The following is a 24,139-nucleotide window of genomic DNA, read 5'->3' on the forward strand; positions in this document are numbered from 1 at the left end:
CCCCCTCACCACAGCCCCGATCTCATGCCGGAGCCCCTCGTCCGGACGCGACACCTCTCGAAGCGCCACGTCACCGACGCCGCACCGGTGTTCGCACTGCGCGACGTCGACCTCGAGGTCCAGCCCGGTGAGCTGCTCGTGCTCATGGGCAGCTCCGGTTCAGGCAAGTCGACACTGCTCTACCTGATCTCGGGACTCGAACAGGCCAGCGCAGGCGAGATCCACTTCGCCGGCCAGCGCATCGACCAGATGGACGAGACCGCACTCTCGGTGCTCCGCCGCGAGGGAATCGGCTTCGTGTTCCAGGCCATCAACCTGATTCCGCATCTCACGCTGTTCGAGAACGTCGTGCTGCCCGGATACCTGGTGAACGGTGACCGCGACGCGGTGGATCGGCGAGCCACGGCGCTCTTCGACATGCTCGGCATCGGGGCGCTCGTGCAGCGCCTGCCGGCGCAGGTGTCCGGCGGCGAGCAGCAGCGTGCCGCGATCGCCCGGGCAATGATCAACGGGCCGCGCGCCCTGCTCGCGGATGAACCGACCGGCGCCCTCAACTCCGCAGCCGGCCGCGCGGTGCTCGACGGGTTCCGCGAGATCAACGCCCGTGGCCAGACGATCGTGATGGCCACGCACGACGTCAAGTCCGCCTGCATCGCCGATCGCGTGCTGTTCCTGCGCGACGGGCAGGTGCACGGCGAGTTCCAGTTCGCCGACCGGGGCGCGGCGATCGAGGATCGCGAGTCGCTGCTGGTGGCGTGGCTCGGCGCGCAGGGCTGGTGACCGGCATGCGCAGCCTGGCGCTGGTCGCGGCCGCGAACCTGCGGCGCCGCCGGGGGCAGGGTGTGCTGATCGGCACCATCCTGACACTCGCGGCGCTGATGCTCTGCACCGGCATCGGGCTGCTGCGGGAGATCCACACCCCGGTGCGGGCCATGCTCGATGCCCAGCGGGCGTCGCAGGTCACGATGTACCTCGACGCGCGCATTCACGAGCCGGACTCGGTGCGGGCGTGGTGGCGCGCACAGCCCGGCGTGCGCGCCGTCAGCGAGGCGATGGCGACCATGGACCTCTCCGAGAGCGCGTTCTTCCGCGGGCGTCAGCTGAGCCGGTTCCTGCAACTCGTCGAGCGGCCGGTGCACCGGTCGGACCAGGACTCGATCCGGATCATCGAGGGGCGCGCGGCCGCCGGCCCGGGGCCGGGCGAGATCTGGCTGCCGACCGGGCTTGCCGAGGAGATCGGCGCGCACGCGGGCGATACCCTGCAGCTCCCCGCCACCGACGGTCTCGTGCCCCTCGTCGTCGGCGCCGTCGTGGTCGATCCGCTCGCGAGCAGCGCGTTCGCGAATCCGGCGCGCGTCTGGGTGGGGGCCGGCGAACTGCCGATGCACTTCGCCAGCCCGCTGCTCACGCGCGTGATCGTCGCGGTCCGCCTGTCGCGTGGCGCCGACGTCGACGCGGCGTGGGACCGGTACATGCGCGCGCTCGGCGGCACCTACAGCGGCGGCCTGATGTCGGAGCGCGATGTGGTGTCGTCGTACACGGCGCCATACGAGTTGCTTGGCGCGGTGGTGGTCGCCTTCTCGGCGCTCGGCTTCCTGGTGGCGCTGCTGGCCGTGCAGGGGACGATCACCAGCGCCGTGATGACCGACTACCGGATCATCGGCATCCTGCGTGCCCAGGGGTTCCGGCCCGTCGACGTGGCGCGCGCCTACCTGCTGCAGTACCTGGTCCTCGCGCTGGTGGCGATTCCCATCGGCGTCCTGGCGGGCGTGGTGCTCGTGCGCCAGGCGGTGGCAATGCTCACCCGCACCGTGGCAACGCCGGTGCCGTTCGCCCCGGTGCTGGGGATGGCGATCGTGCTCGCGGTGGTGCTCCTCGCGATCGTGACGCTCGTGGTGGCGCGCGCCACGCGTGTTGCGGCGCGCGTGCGGCCGGTGGACGCCATCCGCTTCGGCGCGTCGGCAGGGCAGGCGGCGCCGTCGCCCGGGGTGCCGCTGCACCGGCTGCGCTGGGCCTCGGTGCCGCTGATCGTCGCCATCCGGAGCCTCGGGCAGCAGAAGCGGCGCGCGGCGGTGCTCGCGCTCGCCGTCGTGTTCGCCACGCTGGCCTCCGCGCTGGCGATCAACCTCGACTACACCTTCGGACGCATGACGCTGCATCTCGCGGCGTTCGGCTTCGATGCCGCCGACGTGCGCGTGACGCGTGCCGGCCGGCGCTTCGGCATGCGCCACGAGGCGATGATGGAGGTGCTGACGACGCGGGCCGGCGTGAAGGCCGTGGCGACCTGGAACTTCATGGACGGGAACTTCCCCGCCGGAACGCGCGGTGCGACACGCAACGTGAACGGACTGGTCATCGACGGTGACATGGCGGGCCTGGGCTACACCAACGTGCGCGGCCGCAATCCGGCCGGCGCGAGTGAGATGTCGATCGGCATCCGCACAGCGGAGGAGATGGGGCTCGACGTCGGCAGCACCCTCACGGTGCAGATGCTCGGTGCGCCGCTCACGCTGCGGGTGGTGGGGGTGTTCCAGTCGATGAACAACACCGGCCACGGCTTCCGTGTCCGCGCGGACGCGGTCCGGCGGGCCGACCCGCTCTGGACACCGAGTGAGTACGCGCTGGCGCTGGTCGCGGGCACCGACGTGGACCGCTTCATCGCGGCCCTCGAGCGCGAGTACGGCGAGGCCGTCGACGCGAAGCGCGGTGACTTCTTCATCCGGGACCAGCTGGCGCAGATCATGACGGGATTGCGCATGACGAACGGGTTCCTCGCGCTCGTGTTCCTCATCGCCGCAGCGGTGTTCATCGTGAACACGACGCTGCTCACGATCGCGGAGCACCGACGGGTCTTCGGGATCCTCAAGACCACCGGCATGACCCCCGGGCAGCTGCGATCCTCGATCATGGCCGCGGTGGGTGTGCAGGCGGTGGCGGGCGTCCTGGCCGCGCTGGTGCTCTGGTTCCTGCTGGCGCGCACCGTGCTGTCCGGCGTGTTCGGGACGGTGGGGCTGGTGACGTTCCCGCTCGAAAACTGGGCCCTCGGCATGGCCGTGATGGCGCCGGTGATCGTGTGCTGCTGCCTTGCCAGCGCCTGGTGGCCATCGCGACAGGTGCTCGCGATCGACCCGCGCACGCTGATCGTCGAATGAGGCCGACCCTCACGCTGCTGGCGGCCGCCCAGCTGCTGCTCTCGATGCCGATGTCGGCGCAGCCGCTGCCGCGTGGCGTCCGCGACTCGCTCGATCGCTTCCTCGTGCGCCATCTCCGCGAGATCCCCGTGCCCGGGTTCTCCGTCGTCGTGGTCAGGGGCGGCACCGTCGCCTACAGCAGGGGATTCGGGGTCGAGGTCGCCGGCGGCACGCGCCCGATGACCACACGGTCGCCGGTCGCGATCGGATCGCAGACCAAGTCCATCACCGCGATCGCGATGATGCGACTCGTCGAGCGCGGACTGGTCCGGCTCGATGCGCCGGTCGTCCGGTACCTGCCGTGGTTCCGGACCGCGGATCGCCGCGGCGGCGAGATCACGGTGCGCATGCTGCTGCACAACACGTCGGGGATTCCGAGCGCCGACAAGTGGCTGTACAGCCAGGACTCGGACGAAGGGGCGATGGAGCGCGAGGTGCGCGGCCTGTCGTCGGTGATACTCACGCGGACACCGGGAACATCGTTCGAGTACGCGAACGAGAACTGGAGCGTCGCCGGTGCGATCATCGAGGCCGTCTCGGGCATGCGCTATAGCGCCTTCCTCGAACAGGAGTTCTTCCACCCGCTCGGCATGACCCGGTCCAGCACCTCGCGGGCGCGGTTCGCGGACATCGGTGCGCTGTGGGGCCATCATGCGGAGCCCGACGGTGTCAGCCCCGCCGGCCCGCGGTTCATCTCCGGCGCCCTCGCGGCCGGAAGCGAGCTTCGCATGTCGGCGGACGACATGGGGAAGTACCTCGGGATGCTGCTCCGGAAAGGTGCCACGGGCGGCACGCGCTACCTGCGCGAGGAATCGGTGGCGCAACTCTTCGTGCCGGGGAGCATCACCACCGTCACCATGCCGGAGATGGGGGTGCGCGGGGGAAAGTCCGGCTATGGGATGGGGTGGGTGGTCGTGAGCGCGGACGGGCGCACGGTGATCAACCACGGCGGCAGCACCGTCGTGATGAGCTCATGGACGATCATCGACACCCTCACGAAGACCGCCGCAAGCGTGCTGTATGGCGGCCCGACGCTCGATGCGTATCGCTATCCCGGTCAGCTCTGGCTCGTGAACAACCTCCTCCACATCACGAACGGCGAGCCCCTCAGCACGCTCGGACGGCCCACCGAGGCCGATCCGACGCGCAACGCCTACGAGCTGCCGGGTGCACTGCGCGATCGCTACCTCGGCACCTACCTCTCGCCGGACGGCTTTCGCGCCGAAGTCGTGGGTGCGCCGCGGGGCGATCGCCTGCAGTTCCGCATGGATGCCGGCGCCTCTCGCTACCGCGCCGATCTCGACTTCGTGAGTCCGTCGAGTGCGGTGCTGCGCAACATCGCCGGTGCCGCGCCGATCACCTTCACGATCACACCCGCTGGTGTGGTCACCGGCCTCGCCGGCAGTGTGCCCGGGGGCGTGTTCCGCAGGCGCAGCGCCGCCGACGTTGCGCGCGTGCAGGAGCGGGAATCGCCGGGCGGCCGCGTCCGCATCCAGGTGCCGCGTGACTGGACGGTGTCGTTCGACGGGAACGCGTTCACTGCGGTGCGCACAGCCGACCCCACGACACGCCTCAGCGGTGTGCTCGCGCCCAGCCGGGGCGGCATGCCCGTCGCCCTCCGCCTGTCGACACGGTCGGAATCGATCGGACGCCACGAGTGGACGCGCCGGACCTGGATGGAGCGCACACCTGCGGGCGCGCGTCAGCGGACGCAGCTCGAGACGCAGGTGGGCACCGACTGGTTCCGCCTCGACGCCGACGTGGCGCCGGGGCGGCTGACGGCTGCGCTGCGCGATGTCATCGTGCCGCTGCTGTCGACGATCGAACTCCGCTAGGCGTCTGGCACGTGTCCCCAGGCCGTTGACACCCCGCACGAACGCCGGCCGATCTCCCGGCGTCGGTGGATGATGTGGCGGGGCGACTCCACCGTGTGGTGGCTGCCCGAAGCCGTCACGGTGCTCATCGCGGACGACGAGTCACCGTTCGCGGGGGAGTGCGTGCGGACACGGCCCACCGGCCGCCGGCTCACCGGCCGCCGGCTCACCGGCCGCCGGCTCACCAGCGGACGCACCTGTCGCGCCGCCATTCAGTCGGCACTGGGCCACTGAGTGCGTGACGCCGCTCCGGGCGGCGTGTCGGCGGCCGCCAGCACGAGCAGTGCCAGGATGAGCGCGACGCTGTACTCGCTGCCGCCGCTGCCATGCTCCCCGACGAACCAGCCGAGGTGCCGGTGGATGATCACGATGCCGGCCAGCAGCAGCAGCGTGAAGCCGGCCGCCATCACACGCGTGCGGATCCCGAGCAGCAGCAGCGTGCCGCCGATCAGTTCGAAGGCCGTCACGAGCCAGACCAGCAGCACGCCGAGCGGAAGGCCCGTGCGCTCGAGATAGGCGCCGAAGCTGGCCACCGAGCCATCGCGAAGGACGCGCACGACCGCATGCGCGAGAAAGAGGCCGGCGGTACCGATGCGCAGCAGGCGGATCGCGTGCGGGAGTGCGATGAAGGGGAACGGCGTGGACAGCGCTCCGGTGCGCCGGAGTGACGAAACGTGCCGGTCGTGCTCGGGCAGTGACATGAGCGGGCCCTCTGCAGGTGGGTGCGGTCGCGGGAGTGTTCCCCGCACGTTCCTCCACAATGCCGCGCGCACGCCGTCGGCGACATGTCGCTCATGGCACGAAATCCGCCGTTCGTCACGCGGGGCGCGAGTGAGGCCGTGATGGTACCCAGTTCCGCTCACGCGTCGGGGCGAGCTGGCGCAGGCGCGGCCGCCGTTCGTGCCGCCCGCGAGTCTGGCGTCCGCCGTGGCGCGCTGCCTGGCTCGTCATCGCGGATCTGCCGTTGGTCACCGCGAGTCCACGGCAGGTACCAGTCGCCGTGCGCAGGCCGGCCCGGTCACGTTCCGTGTGCGGTGTGACGCGAGGTGCGTCGCCGCCGATGCGTCGCGGTGCTGACGCGACAGCACGGAACCAACTGTCTCTCCCGATCCTGCCATGCGATCATCCACTTCCGTGACACACTGCAGCCGGCTCGGCCGGCCTGCGTGGACCTCCGCACTGCTCGTGCTGCTGGTGGGCGCCGCTCCGGCGGCGGCCCAGACCTGTGAGGCGACCTTCGCGAAGAGCGGGAACCCGATCACCGGCCTGCGCTACACGGCCATCCAGAGCGTGCCGGACCTGTCCACGCCGGACGCCGTGAACCAGTTGCGCGGGATCGTGCTCGCCCGCGGCTACGATGTGCTGGCGGCCGAGCCGGCAGCCGGCAACATGCTGCTCGAGGTGCCGCAGACCGCCGATCGGCGGTCGTTCCAGATCGTGGCGCAGGCGACGACCGAGGGGCAGCTGACCACGATGCAGCTGCGCGTCACGTTGCGCGGGGGGGTCTTCGCGAAGCAGGAGGCCGTGCGTGGCGAGGTGTGCGCCGTGCTGGCCGAGCTCAAGGGCGGCAGCGCCGGCGTCGCCGCTGCCGCGCGCGGGCGGACGGCCACGGCGGCGGCCGGCCCGCCCACCGCGCTGACGGCGCAGACACTGGCGGACCGGGTGTCGAAGGAGGCGGAACGGAACGTGAGCGAGATTCCCCTGCGCTACGCTGGTCGTTCGTTCACGCTGAGCGGGACGGTCGCGAGCGTCACGCGCGATGGCGAGTCGTACCGGGTGCGGTTCGCCATCCTCTCGTGGGAAGAGAAGGCCGTCAGGCTCCCCGGCTACCCGCAGTTCAAGACCGAGATCATGTGCGTGCTGGCACCCGGGCAGTCGGTGTATGCGCTCACGCTGCGCCCGAAGTCCTCTGTCCGACTGACCGGTACGTTCGCCGAGTACCGCGAGGTGCTGCCGTCGGCGATGTGGCTGTCGGACTGCCGGCCGGCGCAGTAGCCGCGCGGACGCCGACGGCATGACCGGTGCTGGCGCTAGTACAGCTCGCGGCCGTCGCCGAGGAGGCCGACGAGGCAGTCGCGACCGGGCTGGAGGCAGTTGGTGACGATCAGCCGGAAGAACTCCGGCGTCCACCCGTTCATCCAGTCGGCGTGCGCGGAATAGCCGCCGCGGGTCGCGGCGGGATACATGTCCGACGTCAGCCGCCAGTAGGCCGGGGTCATGCCGGTGGTGACCGGCCAGCGGAAAATCTCGGTGATGATCGGCAGCATCACCGGGTGCGACGGCGGGCAGGTCGAGCGCGCCGGCGGGTTGCGGTAGTCCGGGTACGCCATGTGGCCCTTGTGGTCGGGCGAGTCGAGGCGCACCCCGTCCCAGCACTGCGGGAAGTTGATGCTGAGCGTCACCATGTCGCCGACGGGACAGTCCGGAATCGCCCCGGTCACCGGCCGCGACGTCTTCAGGCAGCCCCACGTGGCCACGTCGAGCGCGTTGATCACCTGCGTCTTCCCCACGTTGCCGCGGTCGCCGGCGATCATCTGCAGGCCGGCCGGGATCTCGCGGATCGTGGCGGGATCGACATTGTAGCCGGTCTTGTAGTAGATGGTCGCGACATCGGGCGGGATCACCCGGCTGGTGCGCACGTCGAACACCGCCGGCACCCAGTAGCCGGTGCGGTTCACCGTCCCACCCTGGCAGGTACCCGCGCCGCTGGTGGTGAGGCTCGGCGACGTGGATCCGGGCGTGATGTCGGCGTTGCCGAAGAACATGTGCAGGTGCGACAGGTTCGCCCCGCCGGGATACACGATCGGGTCGAAGAAGTCCATCTTCGCGAGCGTGCAGGTCATGCGGAAACTGCCCTCGCCCTGCGGCGCCGAGGGCGCGACGCTGCCGGCTCGCACCAGCGGGCCCGGCACGCCGGCATCCCCGAGTGGCACCTGCAGCACCGCGGCATCGAGGCCGGCCATGCCGGGCATGGCGTTCGGCATCTCGACGGTCTGCTCCTCGCCGATGCGGCACTCCGTGTAGGCGGCCGGCGGCGCACCGCTGAACCCGCGGGCGTAGCCGCTCGCGGCGCACGGGACGCTGCCGTAGAACGCCTGCGTGTGCGTCACGCCGCTGGCCGCCACCAGCATCACGTCGCGGCGGCCGATGAACTCGCAGACCGCGCCGGTGGTGGAGCAGAAGGTGAACTGCTGCACGGGGGCCGGCTGCACCGCCAGCGTGCGCGTGGTGGTGAGCGGCGTGCCGCCGATCGTCGCGCGGACCGTGGCGGCCGTGCCGACGCCGGTGCCGGTGTACACGGCCCGGTAGCTCGAGTCGAAGGTGAAGAACGTCACGTCACCCACCCGGCCGGTGCTGGTGCCTCCGCTGACGGCGATCTCCACCGTCAGGCCGGGTCCGATCCGCGCGCCGGCGGCATCCCGCGGCACGACGCTGATCGTGGTCGTGCGGCCGAGGGGCACGCTCGCGGTCGCCACGCTGATGGTCGTCGTGCTGGTCGAGACCTCCCCGGGCGAGCCGCCCGGGCCGGGGGGCAGCGCTGCGTCGGACCTGCACGCGAACAGGGCCAGCGAAAGCGTCGCGCCGAGGACAACGCGGATCCTGTGCGTGGCGAGCCCGGCGTCGGGCACGGAACGAAGGGACATCTCGGAACGGTCCGCGGGCGAGGGGGGCCACGGGGGCGCGGACGCAGCCCCCGGAACCAGACCGCCGCTGCATGCGTCGCGTCACGACGCCGGGGTCTGCCCCCTCCAGTGCAAGCCCTGCGCCGTCTCCGCCCCGCCTGGCGCCGGGCCGTCGGCGGGGGCCGTTGCGCTCAGGGCAGAGGAGCCGGTGCCGCCGCCATGCGCTGCACGAGCTGCTCCCAGAAGGCCACCGAGACGTGGAACGCCTCGACGCCGATCCGCTCGTCGCGACCGTGGGCCCGCGACGGCTCACCCTGCTCGGAGGCCAGTCCCGAGACGCCGTAGGTCGGGATGCCGGCGTTCCGCGTGAAGAGGCCGTCGGTGGCCCCGGTGCTCATTTCGGGCACGACCGGTGCGCCGCCGAAGAATGCGGCCGACAGCGCCCGCATCGTGCCCATCACGTCAGGGCGCAGCGCCGACGGCGGGGATGGCACGACCTCGCGGGTGCGACTGACCTTCACCTTCGGCCCCACCACGCGCTGCAGCACGGCCATCACCGAGTCCACCGGCTCATCGGGCAGCATGCGGCAGTTCACGAGTGCGGTGGCACGCTGCGGCAGCGCGTTGTCCGCGTGGCCACCCGACAGGCGCGTGGCCACACACGTGGTCCGCAGCACGGAATTGAACCACGGGTTGCCTGCGGACAGTGCGGCCACGCTGGCAGAGTCGGTCGCACCCGCCGCCACACGGCGCATCAGCGCCGCCAGCTCGGGCGCCTGTGACGCCGCCGATTCACGGAAGTAGCCTGCCGAGATCTCCGTCAGTCGCGCCGGAAAGCTGAAGGCGCCCAGGCGCGAAAGGCCGGCGGCGAGTTCGTAGATCGCGTTGTCGGCGCGGGGCACCGAGCTGTGCCCGCCCGGGTTCGTCGACTCGAGGTGGAAGTCCGCATACACCTTCTCGGCGGCCTGCATCCCCACACCGACGGCCTTCCCCTGTTCGGTGGCGACACCGCCGGCATCGGTGTTCAGCGCCAGCTCCGCCTCGCGCAGCGGTGCATGGTGCTCCAGCAGCCACCGGATCGAGCGACCATCCGTTTCCTCGTCGGCACTGAGCACGGCGATGATGTCACGGTCGGGCACCCAGCCCGCGCGCTTCCAGCGCACGAAGGTCGCGACGATCGCGGCCAGGCCGGCCTTGTTGTCGTCCACGCCGCGGCCGTAGTACCAGCCGTCGGTCTCGCCGAAGGTGAACGGCGGCCGCGACCAGTCGCTCGCCAGCGCCGGCACCACGTCCATGTGCGCCATGACCAGGATCGGCTTCCGCCCCGACGCGCGGCCGCGGTACCGCACCACCAGCGAAGTGAGCTCGGCGCTTGGCCCCATGAGCTGCACGTCGGCCGCCGCGAAGCCGGCCGCGCGCAGGCGTCGTGCGACCAACCCGGCCAGCCGCGGCACCCCCGCCGTGTTGCTCGACGAATTCACGTTCACGAGTTCCGCGAGGATCGCACGTTCCTCGGCGCGATGGCGGGCAGCGGGCGTGGCGGACTGCGCGCAGAGCAGCGCCGTCGAGCACGCGAGCAGGGCGAGCGTGCGGGACGCGGCGGTGAGTGTCATGAGGATCGTCGCTTGGGTGACCCGGGGACCTTCCGCCGGGTGGCCTGCTTCACTGCCGTGGCCGGTGCCTGCTTCGCCGGTGCCTTCTTTTCAGCGCCTCTCTTCGTGGGCGCCTTCCTCACCGTCTTCCTCACTGCTTTCTTCGCCGCTGTCTTCGCCGCTGTCTTCGCCGCTTTCTTCGCTGCTTTCCTTGCCGCTTTCTTCGCCACTTTCTTCACCGCCTTCCTCGGTGACTGCGTCGATGCCGGCCGGGTGCGTGGCGACTTCGCGCGCCGCGCCGCCGCGGACTGCGCGGGTCCGGCCACACTCGCCGGCGCGCCGGCAATGGCGGCCGTGCCGGCATCGGTGAATTCCACCGGCGTCGATTCGGCGGTGCGCTCCCAGAGTCGCACGCCACCCTGGATGGCGTTCTCGTTCGAGCCGCGGGTGGCGGCATCGGGCAGGTGCACGAGCTTGCGTGCATTGCCGCCGCCCAGCACGATGCCATCGCAGAGCAGTGCGGCGCGGAACAGGTCGCAGATCTTGTGGACGTGCCGCTCCCACTTCTCGTCGCCGAGGCGCGCCAGGCCGGCATCACCGATGTACTCCTCGTAGCTCTTGCCCTTGCGGTACGGCAGGTGTGCCAGCTCCAGCGGCTCCACGTGCCAGTCCTCGACGATCGCATTCCCGAGTCCGGTGCCCAGCCCCAGGAAGAGCATGCGGCCGCCGGCGTAGCTGCCGAGTGCCTGCATGGCGGCGTCGTTGATGATCCGCACCGGCTTGCCGAAGGCCTTCTGGAAGTCGAAGGTGATCCAGCCACCGGCGATGTTGATCGGCTCGCGGTACGGGCGGTTGTCCTTCACCGGGCCGGGATAGCCGAGGGAGATGGCCTCGAAATCCCAGTCCTTCGTGAGCTGCAGGACCCCGCGCACCATGTCGGCCGCGGTCATGGTGGGGCCGGACGGGATGCGATGGGTGACGCGGTCCCACGATCCGGCAACCTTGATGTGGGTACCGCCGACATCGATGACGAGGATTCTCACAGCGGAAGTCTCCGGGCAGCGCAGCGACATCACCGTGCGACGAGCCGGGCTCACCACCTGCAGCGATGTGGGGGTTCTGGATGCGGGAGTCTGGTGCCTCGGGCGCGGCACGTCAACTTTGCAGGCAGATGCGAGTCCTCCTCCAGCGAGTCAGCCGCGCCGAAGTCCGGGTGGACGATCGGGTCACGGGTCGGATCGGGCGCGGCTACCTGCTGCTGCTCGGGCTGACCCATGCCGACGACGAGGGGCGGCTGGCCTGGATGGCCGAGAAGGTGGCTGGCCTGCGGCTCTTCGCCGATGCCGAGGGGAAGATGAACCTCGCGCTGGGCGACGTGGGGGGGGCCGTGCTCGTGGTGAGCCAGTTCACGCTGTACGGCGACGCCACCCGGGGCCGCCGGCCCAGCTTCATCGAGGCGGCACGGCCCGAGGTCGCCATCCCGCTCTACGAACGCTTCATCACGCTGCTCCGCGCGCAGGGCCTGACGGTGGAAACCGGCGAGTTCGGCGCAATGATGGACGTGGACCTCGTCAACGACGGTCCCGTCACCCTCTGGCTCGAACGCTGACCTCATGCGCGTGATCCTCGCCTCCCAGTCGCCGCGGCGGCGGGAACTGCTCTCGCTGGTCGGCATCGACCACGCCGTGCAGCCGGCCGACATCGACGAGACGCCGTGGCCCGACGAGGCGCCGGTGCCGCACACCGAGCGCCTGGCCCGCGCCAAGGCGGCGGTCGTCGCTGCCGGTGCCCCGGATGCCCTCGTCATCGCCGCCGACACCATCGTCGTCGTCGATGGCGCGATCCTCGGCAAGCCGGCCGACATCGCGGAGGCGCGGGCCATGCTGCACCGCCTCAGCGGGCGCACGCACGAGGTGTGCACCGCGATGGCCGTCGCACACGGCGGCCGCGTGGAGTCGGAGGTGGTGCGTGTGAGCGTGCGGTTCCGGCCGCTCGACGACGACACGATCGTGCGCTACGTGAACACCGGCGAACCGATGGACAAGGCCGGCGCCTACGGCATCCAGGGCTACGGCGCCACCATCGTCGAGCATATCGAGGGCGACTACTTCGCCGTCATGGGCCTCTCGCTGGTGACCGTGGTGACACTCGCCGCGCGGATGGGCGTGCACTATCGCTTCGGGCCGCTGCAGGCCGGTTGAGCGGCCACGGCCCCGCGCGACCGGTCAGCCGGTGAGTGCGTCGCCCGCACCGGCGCTGCGCTCACCGTACTGTCCGGCATACGCCACCTTCCAGCGCTGCACCCGCGACAGCACGTCCTCGACGGTGATCCGCGGCAGGCGATCGAGGCGGTTCTCCATGCTGATCGGGTAATCCTCGCCCGGTTCGCCGTAGGCGTCGATCATCAGGTCGTGGAACTTCCGGTAGGGCCCGACGCGCTTCGGGTTCGAGTAGCCGATGAGGCTCACCACGGGGCGGTCCAGCGCGACGGTGATGTGAAGCGGACCCGTGTCCGGGCTCAGCACCAGGGCGGCGCCATCGATGAGCTGCACGAGCCCGCGCAGGCCGCTGCCGAGCGCACTCACCACCGGCACGCGTGCGGCCTGCATGATGGTGCGCTCGGCCGCCAGCTCGCGGTCGGACCGGCCACCCACGAGCACCGGTTGCAGCCCGAAGTCGCTGTGCAGCACGTTGCACACCTCGGCCCATCGTGCCGGGAGCCAGTCCTTCTGTGTCTTGCTGGTGGCCACCACGATCGGCGCGATCGGCCGGTCGAACACGCGCAGCCGCTCGCGCTGCTGTCCCCGCTCGTGCGGCCAGGGCCCCAGGTTCCACACCGGCGCACCATGCGGCACGCCCAGCGCGTCGAGGAACTCGAGGTACTGGTCCTGCACGTGCTGCATCGGGTGCGGCGGCACCTGCGCGTTGGTGAACACCCAGTTCATGTCACGTGCCCGCGCCATGTCGAAGCCGAGCTTCACCGGCGCCTTCACCATGCGCGTGATCATGCCCGCCTTGAGGTACACCTGCAGCGCCAGTGCCACGTCGAATCGCCGGGTGGACAGCTGGCGCCGGATGTCGTTGAAGGCGCGCAGCCCGTTGCCACGCTCGAACAGCAGGATGTCGCTGATGTCGGGATGGCCGCGCACGAGCGTCGCCGGGCCGGGCTGCAGGATCCACGTGACACGCGCATCGGGCCGGTGGCGCCGGAGTGCCGTGAGCACGGGCAGGACATGCACCGCATCACCCACGGCACTCATCATCACGATGCAGATCCGGTCCAGCGACGCACGCACGGTGGCGGGCCGCGCGGCGGGGGCGACGGTGGTCGCCGCGCCGTCAGCCACCGAGGCGCTCGATGAGCCTGGCGAAGCCGGGACCGGGCGTCTTCTCCTGCCACTTGCGCGCCGAGCGCACCAGGCGCGCCACGTTCATCCACTCGGCCTTCTTCTCGGCGAACCTCAGCGTGTCCACGTCGAGCACGTAGGCCAGCTGCCGTCCCGATGGCATGGCCACCGCCGGTGCCACCGACGGCTCCGGCGTGACGGCCGTGGACTCGGTCACCTCGCCGTCCGGGGGCGGCGGCGGCGCATCGGCGTCGCCGGGCGCGCCGTCGGCACGCTCGCCCGCGTCCTCCCGCACCGCCTCCAGCGCTGCCGGAGTCGATCGCTGCGGTATCACATCCGCGGGAGGCGCATCGCCGGGCCCGTCGTCCGCGTCCGTCTCCGCCGCGTCGTCATCGGTCGCGATCAGGATGTTCTTGACGTTCAGGTCGGGGTGATACGCCCACGTGCGCGCCAGCTTCCGCAGCAGCACGATGGTGGTGTCGATCGCGCGCTCGTGCTCCGCCGGCGCGTCTTCCACCGAGAGGATCGTGGCCAGGTCTTTGGCGTTGGTGATCTCGCGCGTCACCACGTCGGCCCGCCAGAGCTGGCCGTACATCACCGGATAGAGCACGAAGCCGAGCACACGCGGGGTGGGGATGCCCACATGCCGCAGCGTCCAGCTGATGCGCAGCTCGTCGGCGGCGCGCGGGTCTCGGAAGACATCGGACGTCACCGAGGCCAGCAGCCCGCCGTGATGGCTGTGGCGCACCACCACGCTCACCTCCTCGTTCCCCGGCAGCGGCACGCTGTACGCCGTCTGGCGTCCCATCAACGCGCGGCGCTCGGGGTGCGCTGCCGCCCACTCGTACACACTCGCGTGGCCGAGCAGCATCAGCTCGAAGTACTCCATCGTGCTGCCGTGCGCGACCACCGTGGCATCGCGCACCAGCTTCATGGTGTACCCCGAGGGATACATGCCGTCGGGAATCAGGCCCCCGGGAGAGGCGATGGGCGAGCCGGCGAAGGGCGAGACGGCATCGTGCAGGCTCGACGTCATGCGCGCACCCGGCCGATCGCGGTGAGCAGCGCGCGGGACTTGTTCTCCGTCTCCAGCCACTCGTGCGCCGGCACCGAGTCGTAGACGATGCCCGCGCCGACCTGCACGCTGGCCTCGCCACCGGCGATCACGCAGGTGCGGATGGTGATGGCCAGGTCCATGCGCCGGTCGCCGGCGGCGAGGTAACCCACGGCGCCGGCATACGGGCCGCGGCGCTCGGGCTCGAGCTCGTCGATGATCTGCATCGCCCGCACCTTCGGCGCGCCCGTCATCGTGCCGGCCGGGAAGGTCGCACGCACGACGTCGAGGGCCGACATGCCGGCCCCCACCTCACCCGTCACCTCGCTCACGAGGTGCAGCACATGCGAGTATCGCTCCACGGTCATGAACTCCGTCACGCGCACCGTCCCGAAGCGCGCCAGTCGTCCCACGTCGTTACGTCCCAGGTCCACCAGCATCACGTGCTCCGCCCGCTCCTTCTCGTCCGACGCCAGCTCCGCCGCCAGCCGTGCGTCATCCGCCGCCGTCGTGCCGCGGCGGCGCGTGCCGGCGATCGGGCGGACGGTGACCGTGCCGCCCGCCAGCCGCACCAGCACCTCCGGCGAACTCCCCACCAGCTCCATGCCGTCGAGCACCAGGTGGTACATGTACGGCGAGGGGTTGAGCGCCCGCAGGGCCCGGTAGAGCGTGAGCCCGTCGAAGTCGTGCGGCACGGTGATCCGCCGCGCCAGCAGGCACTGGAAACAGTCGCCGGCCACGATGTACTCGCGGATCCGCTCCACCGCCGCGCTGAACGCCTCGCGCGTGAAATTACTGCGCCCCTCGGAAATTGGCGCGGTCTCATCCAGCACCAGCGGCGGGAGCGTCGCCGGCCCCTGCAGCCGTGCGATGGTGTCCTGCACCTCGCCCACGGCCGCCTCCCAGGCGGTCCGGAGCGAGGCGTCGTCCACCGAGTCCACCGGCACCGAGGTCACCACCCGCGCCTGCGACTTGAGGTTGTCCATGACCACCACCGTGCGGGTGGTGATCCAGAGTGCATCCGGGGTGTCGGTGCCACGCGGCGAGCGCACCGGCAGGTGCTCGATGTGGCGCACCATGTCGTAGGCGAAGAACCCCACGGCGCCCGCCCAGAAGTCGCCCAGCTCCGGCACCACCACCGGCTCGTAGCGTGAGACCTCCGCGCGCAGCGACTCGAAGGGGTCCGCCACCGGTTCCGCGCCATGCCAGCCGGCGTCCGGCGTCCAGCGATCCACGGTGTCGTCCCGCAGGCGCCAGGCGGCCCGCGGCTCGGTGCCGAGGAAGGTGTAGCGGGCCCAGGTCTCGCTCCCGGCCGGTGCGGACTCGAGGAGGAACGCGAACGGCCCGCGCCGGAGCTTCGCGAAGGCCGAGACGGGCGTGTCGAGATCCAGCAGGCAGTCATGCCAGACCGGCACCAGGCGGCCGGGGGCGGCCATCGCCCGGAAGGCGTCGAACGATGTGACCAGGGACACGCGGGACGGGCGGAGGGCGTGGGTGCCGTCGGCGGCACGTGAGGGAGAGATTGCGGGATGCGACGACAGCTGATCCGGGTCGGTGCCGCCGTGCTGGCGCTCCTCGTGGCGCACCCCAACACCGTACACGGCCAGGTCGCCGAATGGAATGATGCACGGGCGGTCTCGCTGGCGCAGCGGGCGACGGCCCGCCGGACGGCGGAACTCGCCGACACCACCCTCCACGACTACAGCGCACGGGCGCGGGGCTACGTCACCTTCCTGGCCCAGTCGGGCGAGGGGCTGAGCGAGCCGCCGAAGGTGGTCAAGGCCGACGAGCTGGGGCTCGAGGTCTTCTGGCGCGCACCCGGCCAGAGCAAGCAGCGCATCCTCGGCCGCCGCGACACGCTGCTGCTCCCGACCGATATCGAGTACCACCGCGACCATCTCGGCATCGTCCAGAACAACTTCCCCGAGATCATCCGGCTCGGCGACGGCGACGAGGTGCTGGACGTGCCGCACCCCCTCTCGGCCCGTGGCATGGCGGCCTACGACTTCCGTGTGGCCGACTCGCTGGTGATCCGCCTCGCCGACCGCACCATCGAGGTGCTGCAGCTCAGCATCCGGCCCAAAGATGACCGCCAGCCCCGGGCGGTGGGTGCGCTGTTCGTGGAGCGCAGCACGGCGCAGGTGGTGCGGATGGCGTTCTCGTTCACCCGCGTCGCGCTGCGTGACAAGTCGCTGGAGGATGTGTCGGTGATCCTCGAGAACGGGTTGATCGAGGACCGGTACTGGCTGCCGCGCCGCCAGCAGATCGAGATCCGCCGCAGCGGCACCTGGCTGGACTTCCCGTTCCGCGGCATCATCCGCGGCCGCTGGGAGATCCGCGACTACGACGTGAACACCGGCCTGCCCGGCATCAGCTTCGGGGGGCCGGAGATCGAGCCGGCGCCACCTGACCGGCGGGCCGCGTTCGCGTTCACGGGGGCGCTGCTCGACGGCCTGCCCCCCGACGTGCGCACGGTCACCGACTCGGACGTGCGCGCCGTGCAGGATGCCGCCCGTGAGCTGGTGCGCGCGCAGGCGCTGCAGCGCACCCGTGCCACGGCGCTGCAGGCGCGCAGCCTGTCCGACTTCGCACGCGTGAACCGCGTGGAGGGGCTGGCGCTCGGCGCAGGCATCACGCAGCGACTCGGCGGCGGGCTGCGCATCGGTGGCACGGCGCGCATCAGCACCACGACCGGCGCGGTGCGTGGCGGTGCGGCGATCGTCTACGAGCGCGCCTCGGGCGCGGGCGTCTCGCTGCGCGCCGAGCGGCAGCTTGGTGAGATCGGCGTCGTGCCGGAAGGGTCGATCACGAAGAACTCGATCGCGGCGCAGGAGTTCGGCAGCGACTGGACCAGCCCCTTCGAGCGGCGCCAGGTGGCGCTGCGCGTGGACCTGCCGCCGCTGCGCGAGCGCCGCTGGCGCACCGCGCTGGAAGTGGCCGTCGAGCGGCACGCGCGGTCGGCGGTGTACGCCACGCCGTCCAGCGGCCGGTACGAACCGGTGCCGCTGGTGGTGGACGGTGAGTTCCGGCGTGTGTCGTTGCTGGTGCGCCGTCCCACCGCGCTGGGCTGGCTGGGCACCGAGATCGCGCTCAATGGCGCGCTCGACGCGATCCGGCTGGTTGGGCGTGGCGGCGCCGACTATGGCCGCGCCACGCTCGACCTGGACGTGCAGCGGCCGATCGGGCGCGACCGGCTGGTGCTGCGGACGATCGCGGCCGGTCTCACCGGTGGGCTGCAGCCGCCGCAGTACGAGACCTGGCTGGGCGGGCCGATCACGGCGCCGGGCATGGGCTTCCATCGGCTGCGCGGCCGCGCGGGTGTGTCGCAGCGCATCGAGTGGCAGCACGGGGTGCCCGGCCCGTCGATCCCGCTCGGCCGCTACGGCAGGGTGCCGGCCCAGGTGGTGCTCGCGCCGTACGTCGCCGCGGCATGGACCGACGGCAAGTCGCGCGGGGCGCGGACGGATGGCCCGCTCGGCTGGTACCCGTCGGTCGGCCTCGGTGGCATCGGCCTATTCAACCTGCTGCGCGCCGACGTCGCGCGCGGCCTGCGCGATGGGCGGTGGATGTTCAGCCTCGACGTGTCCCGCGACTTCTGGCGGATCCTGTGACGGGTGGTGAGACGGTGCCGGTGCGGGTGTCGATCGTGGACGTGGTGGTGCTGCGATTCGGTGCCGCCGGCCCCGAGGCGCTGCTGATGCGACGCGCGGCGGGGATGCGGTGCACCGGCGCATGGGAGACCGTGCATGGCAAGATCGAGCCCGGCGAGACGCCCGAGGCGGCGGCGCTGCGTGAGGTGCACGAGGAGACGGGGCTCACCGTCGAGCGGCTCTACAACATCACGCTCGGCGGCTTCTACCTGCACAAGCAGGGCGTGCTGAGCCTGACGGTGGTGTTCTGCGCCATCGTCGCTCGCGACTCGGCGCCGGTGCGTATCGGCGAGGAGCACGACGCGGTGGAGTGGCTGCCGCTGGCCGTTGCGATGGAGCGGTGTGCCTGGCCGCGCGAGCGCGAGGCGATGCAGCACGTTCAGCACCTGTTCCGCAACGGCAAGGACGGTGGGGCGGTGGAGGATGTGCTCAGGGTCCTTTGAGTTCTCAGGTGTTCGGAGCGGGCTGCTGTGTGGCTCGGGGGATCGTCAACAGTGTTCACGCGGAAAACGCGGAAAACGCGGAAAGGGTCACGACGCTGGTCCGTCCTTGCACACCGTGCAGGTGATGGTTTGTAGGAACTGCGTGTTCGGTCTCGCAGTTTCTACCAATCCTTCACCCCGAGGGCGAGGGGGCGTTGCACAGCGTCGTGACCCTTTCCGCGTTTTTCCGCGTTTTCCGCGTGAACCCTGTTACTCCCCCGCACACCGATGCAAGCCTCGCGAACTAAGGAACGTGCCTGACGTCACTGAGTCGTGACACGCCATTCTCGTCGAAGCTTTCGATGGCGAACCAGTAGCCCTGGCCGAGGTTCAGCGCGCGGATCTCCTTCGCGGTGGGTGCATCACCCCAGACCTGGTACGTCAGGAACAGACGGTCGGGTGCAATGCCCCAGCGGATGTTGTAGCCCACTGCACCGCGCACGGCCTGCCACCTGACGATCGCATTGCGGCCATCGGCCTGCCGTGTCACCTCGAGGGCGCGTGGCACCGCTGGGGGGCGCCCGCCGGCAGTGCCGAACACCCGCAGGTCGGAGATGGCGAGATTGGCGCCACCAATGTGTCCGTGCACATAGCGGATGAATCGCGCCGGGGTTGGCGTCGTCTCGAAATAGGCGTTCGGGCGATCGCGTTTCTCATCCGAACAGTCGGCGAGCGTGAACCACGCTTTGCCATCGAGCGAGCCTTCAAGCGTGAAGGACGTGTAGATATCCGCCGCGTCAGCAAAACGATTCGAATTGTATTCAGCGAAGTTCACCTGAATCGCGCGAACGGCCCTGACGCCGCCCAGATCCATCGTCAGGGTCTGGCCCGCGTCCGTGCTGGCGGCAACCCAGAATGTGCGCGGGTTCTCATCGTTGACGTTGTCGGGACCATAGCTGCGACCCGCAACATCGACTGCGAGGTTGGGCGCGCTCGGCTGCCCCTGGTTGCGCAGGTAGGCCGCGTCGATCGGAACGACGTTGGCCATCGTCGAGGATGCCACGACCGGCTTCCGGTAACTCAGCAGCATCCAGCCGGTGAACAGCTCGAACGGGTCCTGGTTGGCGCGCTGCGGCACATGGTGGGGAAAATCGCCGAAGCGGGTATCCACCCACATCTGCCCGTCGGACTCGAACTTCGCGGGCCAGAGGCCGATGCGCCGTTCGAACGGCCAGATGTTGCCAAGCCACGGCGTGCCACTGTTCCAGAAGTTGCCATGCTTGTCGGCGAATGTGCTGCCATGCCCCGCACCCTGCACGAAGCCGCCCGGCTTGTACGCCACGGGGTTGTAGCGCGCATAGGTGAACGGCCCCATGGGATTGTCGGCCACATAGGTCCCATTGGCATACGCGTTGTACTCGGTGCCCGGTGCGCCATACTGCAGGTAGTAGCGACCGTTCACCTTGTTCATCCACGCCCCCTCCATGAAGGGGTCGATGGTGCCGGCGTGGTCCTGGCCGAACCGTTCCCAGCCATGCTGCGCCGGGTCGAGCGTGAAGAGGCGTGTCGGTGCGCCGAGGAACTTGATGTCTGCGGTGACTTCGCTGGCAAAGAGCGGATGGACGTTCGACGAACCCCAGTACAGGTAGTACCGGCCGTCATCATCCTTGAACAACCCCGGATCCCACGGGCCGGGTGGCAGCTTGCCCGCGGGCAGCGGGGCCCCCCAGCCGGGCTCGAAGGCGTTCGGCGGCATCGGCGCCTGGCGGTTCAGCCATTCCACCTTGCCGTGTTCAGGATCCGTGATGTTGTAGATCGGCCCGGGGCGCGATTGCGATGGCATCAGGATCAGGCGCTCGCCATCGGACAGCGTCGCCGGCGCCACCACCCCTTCGTGTGACCACAGGCTGGGCGTGATGAAGCGCCACCTCAGCAGGTCGTCGGACGACCAGTACCCATCGGCCAGGGTCTGGAACAGGTAGTACTTCCCCTTGTGCAGCACGAAGGCGGGGTCGGCCCCGGTGCGGTATGACAGGCCGTCATGCTGCTGCTCGAAGTTGTAGCGATAGTCGATGTCGAGCGGATTGGCGTACGTGGTGCGTGCACCCTGCGCCAATACCGGTCCGGCAAGGAGACTCGCAACAACCGCGGTGAGACCAGGAAGTGTGCTGTTCATCTGACTTCCGTTTCGTGGACTGGACCCCTTACAACGACGCACCGGAGTGTATCCGCTGTCGCAGTCGTCGGCCAGCGCACGGAATTGTCCTGCCCCGCGGTGTCGCGCGTCCCGCGTGAACGCGGTTGACGATGCCTGGTCAGGGCTGCCGCGTGAAGACCAGCTGGCGCGTGCGCGGCAGGGAGAGGTCGAACGCGCTGATGACCCCGGCACCGTCACGCTGGAACGTGAGCACCCACGACTGCGACGGCACCCGGAACCCGTCGCGGAAGTATGGCACGACATCGTCGCGCAGCGTGGCCCCGCGCTGCGCCACCAGCCGGCCTCCGGCAAGCGCGATCGTGATCGCCGCATCGGTGTCGGCGTTGTGGTAGCGGCCGGCGAATGATGCCAGCTGTCCCGCGGTCGCCGTGTCCCCGGCGAGGCGCACGTAGCGCACCGAGTCACCATCGGTGGATCGCAGCCGGAATGCGGGCACTGCCCCCGATGAGTCACGCTCGGCGATGAGTTCGCGTGCGCCATCGTTGCTCCGATAGCGGTCCGGTCCCGCGGGAGTGTACCCCACCCACGTGTTGAGCGTGATGCCGCGCGCGAAGGCGCGCACCGTCACGATCGCGCGAGTCCGCTGGTTGCGGAACAGCCCAGCGATCTGCGCCTGAGGGCCGGTGGTGAGCGTGTCGCCAAGCGACGGCCGCACCTCCGGTGGCGGACCGGCCACCCGCGCCGCGCGCGCGAGCAGGATCGGGCCCAGGTCGTCGGTGTTCACCGCGCTGCCGTTGCACAGGATCACCAGCGAGAGCGCGCGTGACGGCATGCGGCCGGCGTACGCCACGTACCCGCCAGTCCAGCCGGCGTGGCTCACCGCGCGCAGACCGCCCAGCGTGCTCACCTCCAGCCCCATCGCGTAGCCCGTGGGACGGCCCGACGTCAGCACGCCGACGCGCTCCATGTCGTCGCGGAATCCCGGCCCACCGACCGCTTCGGTGTCGAGGTTGTGCAGCCAGCGCTGCAGGTCGCCGGCCGTCGTCAACAGCCCGCTCGGCCCCACCACACTCTCGATCGGCGTGTCGTTGCGGAACGTGCCGTCATCGCGCGGCGAGTAACCGGCCGCGCGTCGCGGAAACAGCGCGCCGGGTTCGTCGCGCCAGGTGGTGGCACGCATGCCGAGTGGCACGAAGAGCGCCGCCGTGGTGAAGGCACGCAGTGACTGCCCGCTGACGCGCTCCACCAGGATCGCTGCGAGCACGTAGTTCGTGTTGCTGTACGCGTACTGCGAGCCTGGCTCGAAGTTGAGCGCACGCTGGCGGGTGAGCAGCGCCAGTACGTCGCCGTTGGTCCAGGTGGCGTCCTCGCTGGTCCACCGCGTCATCTCGGTCAGGTTGCGCCAGTCGCGCCAGCCGCTCTGATGGGTGAGCAGCATTCGCACCGTCACGCGCCCCAGGTCGGGCAGCTCGGGAATCCAGCGGCGCACGTCGTCATCCAGCGACAGGCGGCCCTGGCGCGCCAGCAGCACCACCGCCGCCGCCGTCACCTGCTTCGAGACGCTGCCGGCCTCGAAGCGGGTGGTGCTGTCGTTCCGGCCGCCGCGCTCGAGGTCGCGCTGGCCCCAGACGGTGGTCCAGCGCCGCCGTCCCGCCGAGTCGAGGGCGATCACGCATCCGGGCCCGGTGGGACGGCGCATGTCGGCGAACAGGCTGTCGACGAACCGGGGCGCCTGCGCGGCGACCGGCGCTGCCATCGTGGCAGGCAGCAGTGCACACGCGAACAACGCATGGTGCGCCGCAGCGTGAGGGAAACGAACGGGGCGGGCAGGTCTGGTCGAACAGTCGGACATCTTGTGCCTCGGGCAGCGGGTGTCCGGACACAGTGGACTCCGCTCCGCGGAATTGCGTCGCGCGATGCGCCAGCCCGTCAGGTTGGCGGAAGCTGAGACGCCGGTGAGGGCTGTCCGTCGCGAATGGCCGTCGGTGTGGCGCCCGCGTGCCGCCGGAACGCCCGGTTGAACGACGCCTTGCTTGCGAAGCCCACGTCGAACGCCACCCGCAGCACATCCGGCGCGCCCGGCCGGGCCAGGATCGCCACCGCCTCCTCCACCCGGATGCGGTTGATGAAGTCGTTGAATGACTCGCCGAGTCCCTCGTTCAGCGTGCGCGAGAGCGATCGCGTGGACACCTGCAGCAGCTCGGCCAGCCTCGTGGCCGTGAGCGCGGGGTCACGGTGCCACCCGGCCGTCCGGACGCGGGTACGCCAGGCGGCGGCCTCGCCGGCGTAGTCCTTGGTCGCTGCACGCGCGGTCCCGGCGGCGAGATCGGGAGCTGCCGGCGCGGCCTCTGGCGGTTCGGGCGCATCGGCGACGGCGGCCGGCGCGCTCGCGGCCGCCACCGCGGTCATCGCGATCGCCTGACCTCCGAACCGGTACCCCAGCAGCGCGATCAGGTAGGCCAGCAGGGCGAGGGCCGCGACCACCGGCATTCGTGCGAAGTAGTCCAGCGGCGTGATCGCGAGGTGCACGACCATCAGCAGGACGCCGATGCCACCGGTGACGCCGAACCCGGCCAGGATCAGCCGCAGCCAGCCCAGCCGGCTCTCCTCGCGGTTGCTCAGGTTCGCGTCCAGCCACGCCTGCCACCGTTCGTACTGCCGCCACGCCGCGAAGCCATACAGGCCCAATGACGCCAGCACCAGCACGGCGCCGACCGGCTCGATGACCTGCAGGTGGGCCCCACCGTACCAGTCCCACTTCATCGCCGGCGGCAACGCGAACGCGACGCATTGATAGAGCAGCTGTACCAGGAACGGCACGACGTGCCAGCGCCAGCGTTCCGGCAGTGCGCCGGTCGAGAGCACGACCACGTACACCCACAGCAGGGGGCCCCACGCCAGCGTGGTGTCGAACGGCGCGAAGGTCAGCGCGGGATGCAGGTCGTACGCACCGGCAAAGCCGAGGATGTATGGCAAGAGCCGCAGGGCGAGTCCTGCGGTCAGCGCGGCCAGCCACGGGGAGCCGCGGTGGCGGCCGCTCGAGTGGAGCAGCAGCAGCGACAGCAAGACGCCGTTGGCGGCGGCGATGCCCAGTGCCAAGGAGTAGGCGCCGAAAGTCATGGGGGGAAGCGGTGGCGTGCCACGAGGTGCGGAGGGAACTTGCAGCGGCACTCCTGGACATATAAGGGGAACCCTCGACACCTGCCGGCGCGTCACGCTCCGGCAGTC

19 protein-coding genes are annotated in these 24,139 nt (G+C 70.5%); 9 read left to right on the plus strand and 10 right to left on the minus strand.

Going from position 1 to position 24,139, the window contains the following annotated elements; genetic code table 11:
* Positions 1–24: 24 nt before the first annotated feature.
* The 4 genes from IT355_00685 to IT355_00700 all read left to right on the plus strand — a co-directional run bounded on the left by IT355_00685 (position 25) and on the right by IT355_00700 (position 5,299).
* Entirely contained in the window at positions 25–780 is a 756-nt protein-coding gene (locus tag IT355_00685; protein MCC7051748.1) for an ABC transporter ATP-binding protein, read from the plus strand.
* Positions 756–3,152, plus strand: a complete 2,397-nt coding sequence (locus tag IT355_00690) for an ABC transporter permease (GenBank protein ID MCC7051749.1) — start codon at positions 756–758, stop codon at positions 3,150–3,152. The genes IT355_00685 and IT355_00690 overlap by 25 nt, the downstream gene beginning before the upstream one ends.
* Entirely contained in the window at positions 3,149–5,026 is a 1,878-nt protein-coding gene (locus IT355_00695) for a serine hydrolase (protein ID MCC7051750.1), read from the plus strand. The genes IT355_00690 and IT355_00695 overlap by 4 nt, the downstream gene beginning before the upstream one ends.
* Positions 5,027–5,095: 69 nt before the next feature.
* Positions 5,096–5,299 (plus strand): hypothetical protein, encoded by a 204-nt coding sequence (locus IT355_00700; GenBank protein MCC7051751.1) that lies wholly within the window; start codon positions 5,096–5,098, stop codon positions 5,297–5,299.
* Here the strand turns inward: IT355_00700 and IT355_00705 are convergent.
* Positions 5,278–5,766, minus strand: coding sequence for a DoxX family protein (locus IT355_00705; protein MCC7051752.1), 489 nt, complete (start codon positions 5,764–5,766; stop codon positions 5,278–5,280). The two genes, IT355_00700 and IT355_00705, sit on opposite strands and share 22 nt — an antisense overlap.
* Positions 5,767–6,181: 415 nt before the next feature.
* Between IT355_00705 and IT355_00710 the strand changes: the two genes are divergently transcribed.
* Positions 6,182–7,060 carry a hypothetical protein gene (locus IT355_00710; GenBank protein ID MCC7051753.1) on the plus strand — a complete coding sequence of 293 codons (879 nt, stop codon included), beginning with the start codon at positions 6,182–6,184 and terminating at the stop codon, positions 7,058–7,060.
* 35 nt (positions 7,061–7,095) lie between these two features.
* On the opposite strand, the gene IT355_00715 is transcribed toward IT355_00710, so the two are convergent.
* From IT355_00715 to IT355_00725, 3 genes are all read right to left on the minus strand, one after another.
* On the minus strand, positions 7,096–8,709 hold the full coding sequence (locus IT355_00715) for a DUF1996 domain-containing protein (protein ID MCC7051754.1): 1,614 nt from the start codon (positions 8,707–8,709) through the stop codon (positions 7,096–7,098).
* Positions 8,710–8,879: 170 nt separating this feature from the next.
* Positions 8,880–10,301, minus strand: a complete 1,422-nt coding sequence (locus tag IT355_00720) for a M20/M25/M40 family metallo-hydrolase (protein MCC7051755.1) — start codon at positions 10,299–10,301, stop codon at positions 8,880–8,882.
* Positions 10,298–11,323 (minus strand): ROK family protein, encoded by a 1,026-nt coding sequence (locus IT355_00725; protein MCC7051756.1) that lies wholly within the window; start codon positions 11,321–11,323, stop codon positions 10,298–10,300. The genes IT355_00720 and IT355_00725 overlap by 4 nt, the downstream gene beginning before the upstream one ends.
* Before the next feature lie 128 nt (positions 11,324–11,451).
* Between IT355_00725 and IT355_00730 the strand changes: the two genes are divergently transcribed.
* Positions 11,452–11,889 (plus strand): D-tyrosyl-tRNA(Tyr) deacylase, encoded by a 438-nt coding sequence (locus tag IT355_00730; GenBank protein MCC7051757.1) that lies wholly within the window; start codon positions 11,452–11,454, stop codon positions 11,887–11,889.
* A gap of 4 nt (positions 11,890–11,893) precedes the next feature.
* Entirely contained in the window at positions 11,894–12,481 is a 588-nt protein-coding gene (maf, locus tag IT355_00735) for a septum formation inhibitor Maf (GenBank protein ID MCC7051758.1), read from the plus strand.
* Positions 12,482–12,505: 24 nt separating this feature from the next.
* Here maf and IT355_00740 read toward each other — a convergent pair whose 3' ends face one another.
* From IT355_00740 to IT355_00750, 3 genes are read right to left on the minus strand one after another with little or no spacing between them, the layout of a single operon-like run.
* Positions 12,506–13,627: a glycosyltransferase family 9 protein gene (locus IT355_00740; protein MCC7051759.1), complete on the minus strand. Its 1,122-nt coding sequence runs from the start codon at positions 13,625–13,627 to the stop codon at positions 12,506–12,508.
* Positions 13,620–14,663, minus strand: a complete 1,044-nt coding sequence (locus IT355_00745) for a hypothetical protein (protein MCC7051760.1) — start codon at positions 14,661–14,663, stop codon at positions 13,620–13,622. The genes IT355_00740 and IT355_00745 overlap by 8 nt, the downstream gene beginning before the upstream one ends.
* Positions 14,660–16,153, minus strand: coding sequence for a chorismate-binding protein (locus IT355_00750; protein ID MCC7051761.1), 1,494 nt, complete (start codon positions 16,151–16,153; stop codon positions 14,660–14,662). The genes IT355_00745 and IT355_00750 overlap by 4 nt, the downstream gene beginning before the upstream one ends.
* Positions 16,154–16,210: 57 nt before the next feature.
* On the opposite strand from IT355_00750, the gene IT355_00755 reads away from it, so the two are divergent.
* Positions 16,211–18,292 carry a hypothetical protein gene (locus IT355_00755; GenBank protein ID MCC7051762.1) on the plus strand — a complete coding sequence of 694 codons (2,082 nt, stop codon included), beginning with the start codon at positions 16,211–16,213 and terminating at the stop codon, positions 18,290–18,292.
* Positions 18,289–18,774, plus strand: coding sequence for an NUDIX domain-containing protein (locus tag IT355_00760; GenBank protein ID MCC7051763.1), 486 nt, complete (start codon positions 18,289–18,291; stop codon positions 18,772–18,774). Before IT355_00755 ends, IT355_00760 begins: the two co-directional genes overlap by 4 nt.
* A 283-nt stretch (positions 18,775–19,057) precedes the next feature.
* On the opposite strand, the gene IT355_00765 is transcribed toward IT355_00760, so the two are convergent.
* The 3 genes from IT355_00765 to IT355_00775 all read right to left on the minus strand — a co-directional run bounded on the left by IT355_00765 (position 19,058) and on the right by IT355_00775 (position 24,031).
* On the minus strand, positions 19,058–20,929 hold the full coding sequence (locus IT355_00765) for a family 43 glycosylhydrolase (protein MCC7051764.1): 1,872 nt from the start codon (positions 20,927–20,929) through the stop codon (positions 19,058–19,060).
* A gap of 139 nt (positions 20,930–21,068) precedes the next feature.
* Positions 21,069–22,667 (minus strand): beta-lactamase family protein, encoded by a 1,599-nt coding sequence (locus tag IT355_00770; GenBank protein MCC7051765.1) that lies wholly within the window; start codon positions 22,665–22,667, stop codon positions 21,069–21,071.
* Between the two features lie 173 nt (positions 22,668–22,840).
* Positions 22,841–24,031 (minus strand): AraC family transcriptional regulator, encoded by a 1,191-nt coding sequence (locus IT355_00775; GenBank protein MCC7051766.1) that lies wholly within the window; start codon positions 24,029–24,031, stop codon positions 22,841–22,843.
* Between the last annotated feature and the right edge of the window lie 108 nt (positions 24,032–24,139).

The organism is Gemmatimonadaceae bacterium (assembly GCA_020851035.1).
Classification (GTDB): Bacteria; Gemmatimonadota; Gemmatimonadetes; order Gemmatimonadales; family Gemmatimonadaceae; genus JACMLX01.

Excerpts from the sequence above, each read along its gene's own strand:
- IT355_00755 (MCC7051762.1), top strand. The coding sequence starts at position 16,211 with ATGCGACGACAGCTGATCCGGGTCGGTGCCGCCGTGCTGGCGCTCCTC.
- IT355_00700 (MCC7051751.1), top strand. The coding sequence starts at position 5,096 with ATGATGTGGCGGGGCGACTCCACCGTGTGGTGGCTGCCCGAAGCCGTC.
- IT355_00775 (MCC7051766.1), bottom strand. The coding sequence starts at position 24,031 with ATGACTTTCGGCGCCTACTCCTTGGCACTGGGCATCGCCGCCGCCAAC.
- maf (MCC7051758.1), top strand. The coding sequence starts at position 11,894 with ATGCGCGTGATCCTCGCCTCCCAGTCGCCGCGGCGGCGGGAACTGCTC.
- IT355_00765 (MCC7051764.1), bottom strand. The coding sequence starts at position 20,929 with ATGAACAGCACACTTCCTGGTCTCACCGCGGTTGTTGCGAGTCTCCTT.
- IT355_00705 (MCC7051752.1), bottom strand. The coding sequence starts at position 5,766 with ATGTCACTGCCCGAGCACGACCGGCACGTTTCGTCACTCCGGCGCACC.
- IT355_00695 (MCC7051750.1), top strand. The coding sequence starts at position 3,149 with ATGAGGCCGACCCTCACGCTGCTGGCGGCCGCCCAGCTGCTGCTCTCG.
- IT355_00710 (MCC7051753.1), top strand. The coding sequence starts at position 6,182 with ATGCGATCATCCACTTCCGTGACACACTGCAGCCGGCTCGGCCGGCCT.
- IT355_00685 (MCC7051748.1), top strand. The coding sequence starts at position 25 with ATGCCGGAGCCCCTCGTCCGGACGCGACACCTCTCGAAGCGCCACGTC.
- IT355_00715 (MCC7051754.1), bottom strand. The coding sequence starts at position 8,709 with ATGTCCCTTCGTTCCGTGCCCGACGCCGGGCTCGCCACGCACAGGATC.
- IT355_00720 (MCC7051755.1), bottom strand. The coding sequence starts at position 10,301 with ATGACACTCACCGCCGCGTCCCGCACGCTCGCCCTGCTCGCGTGCTCG.
- IT355_00730 (MCC7051757.1), top strand. The coding sequence starts at position 11,452 with ATGCGAGTCCTCCTCCAGCGAGTCAGCCGCGCCGAAGTCCGGGTGGAC.
- IT355_00745 (MCC7051760.1), bottom strand. The coding sequence starts at position 14,663 with ATGACGTCGAGCCTGCACGATGCCGTCTCGCCCTTCGCCGGCTCGCCC.
- IT355_00770 (MCC7051765.1), bottom strand. The coding sequence starts at position 22,667 with ATGGCAGCGCCGGTCGCCGCGCAGGCGCCCCGGTTCGTCGACAGCCTG.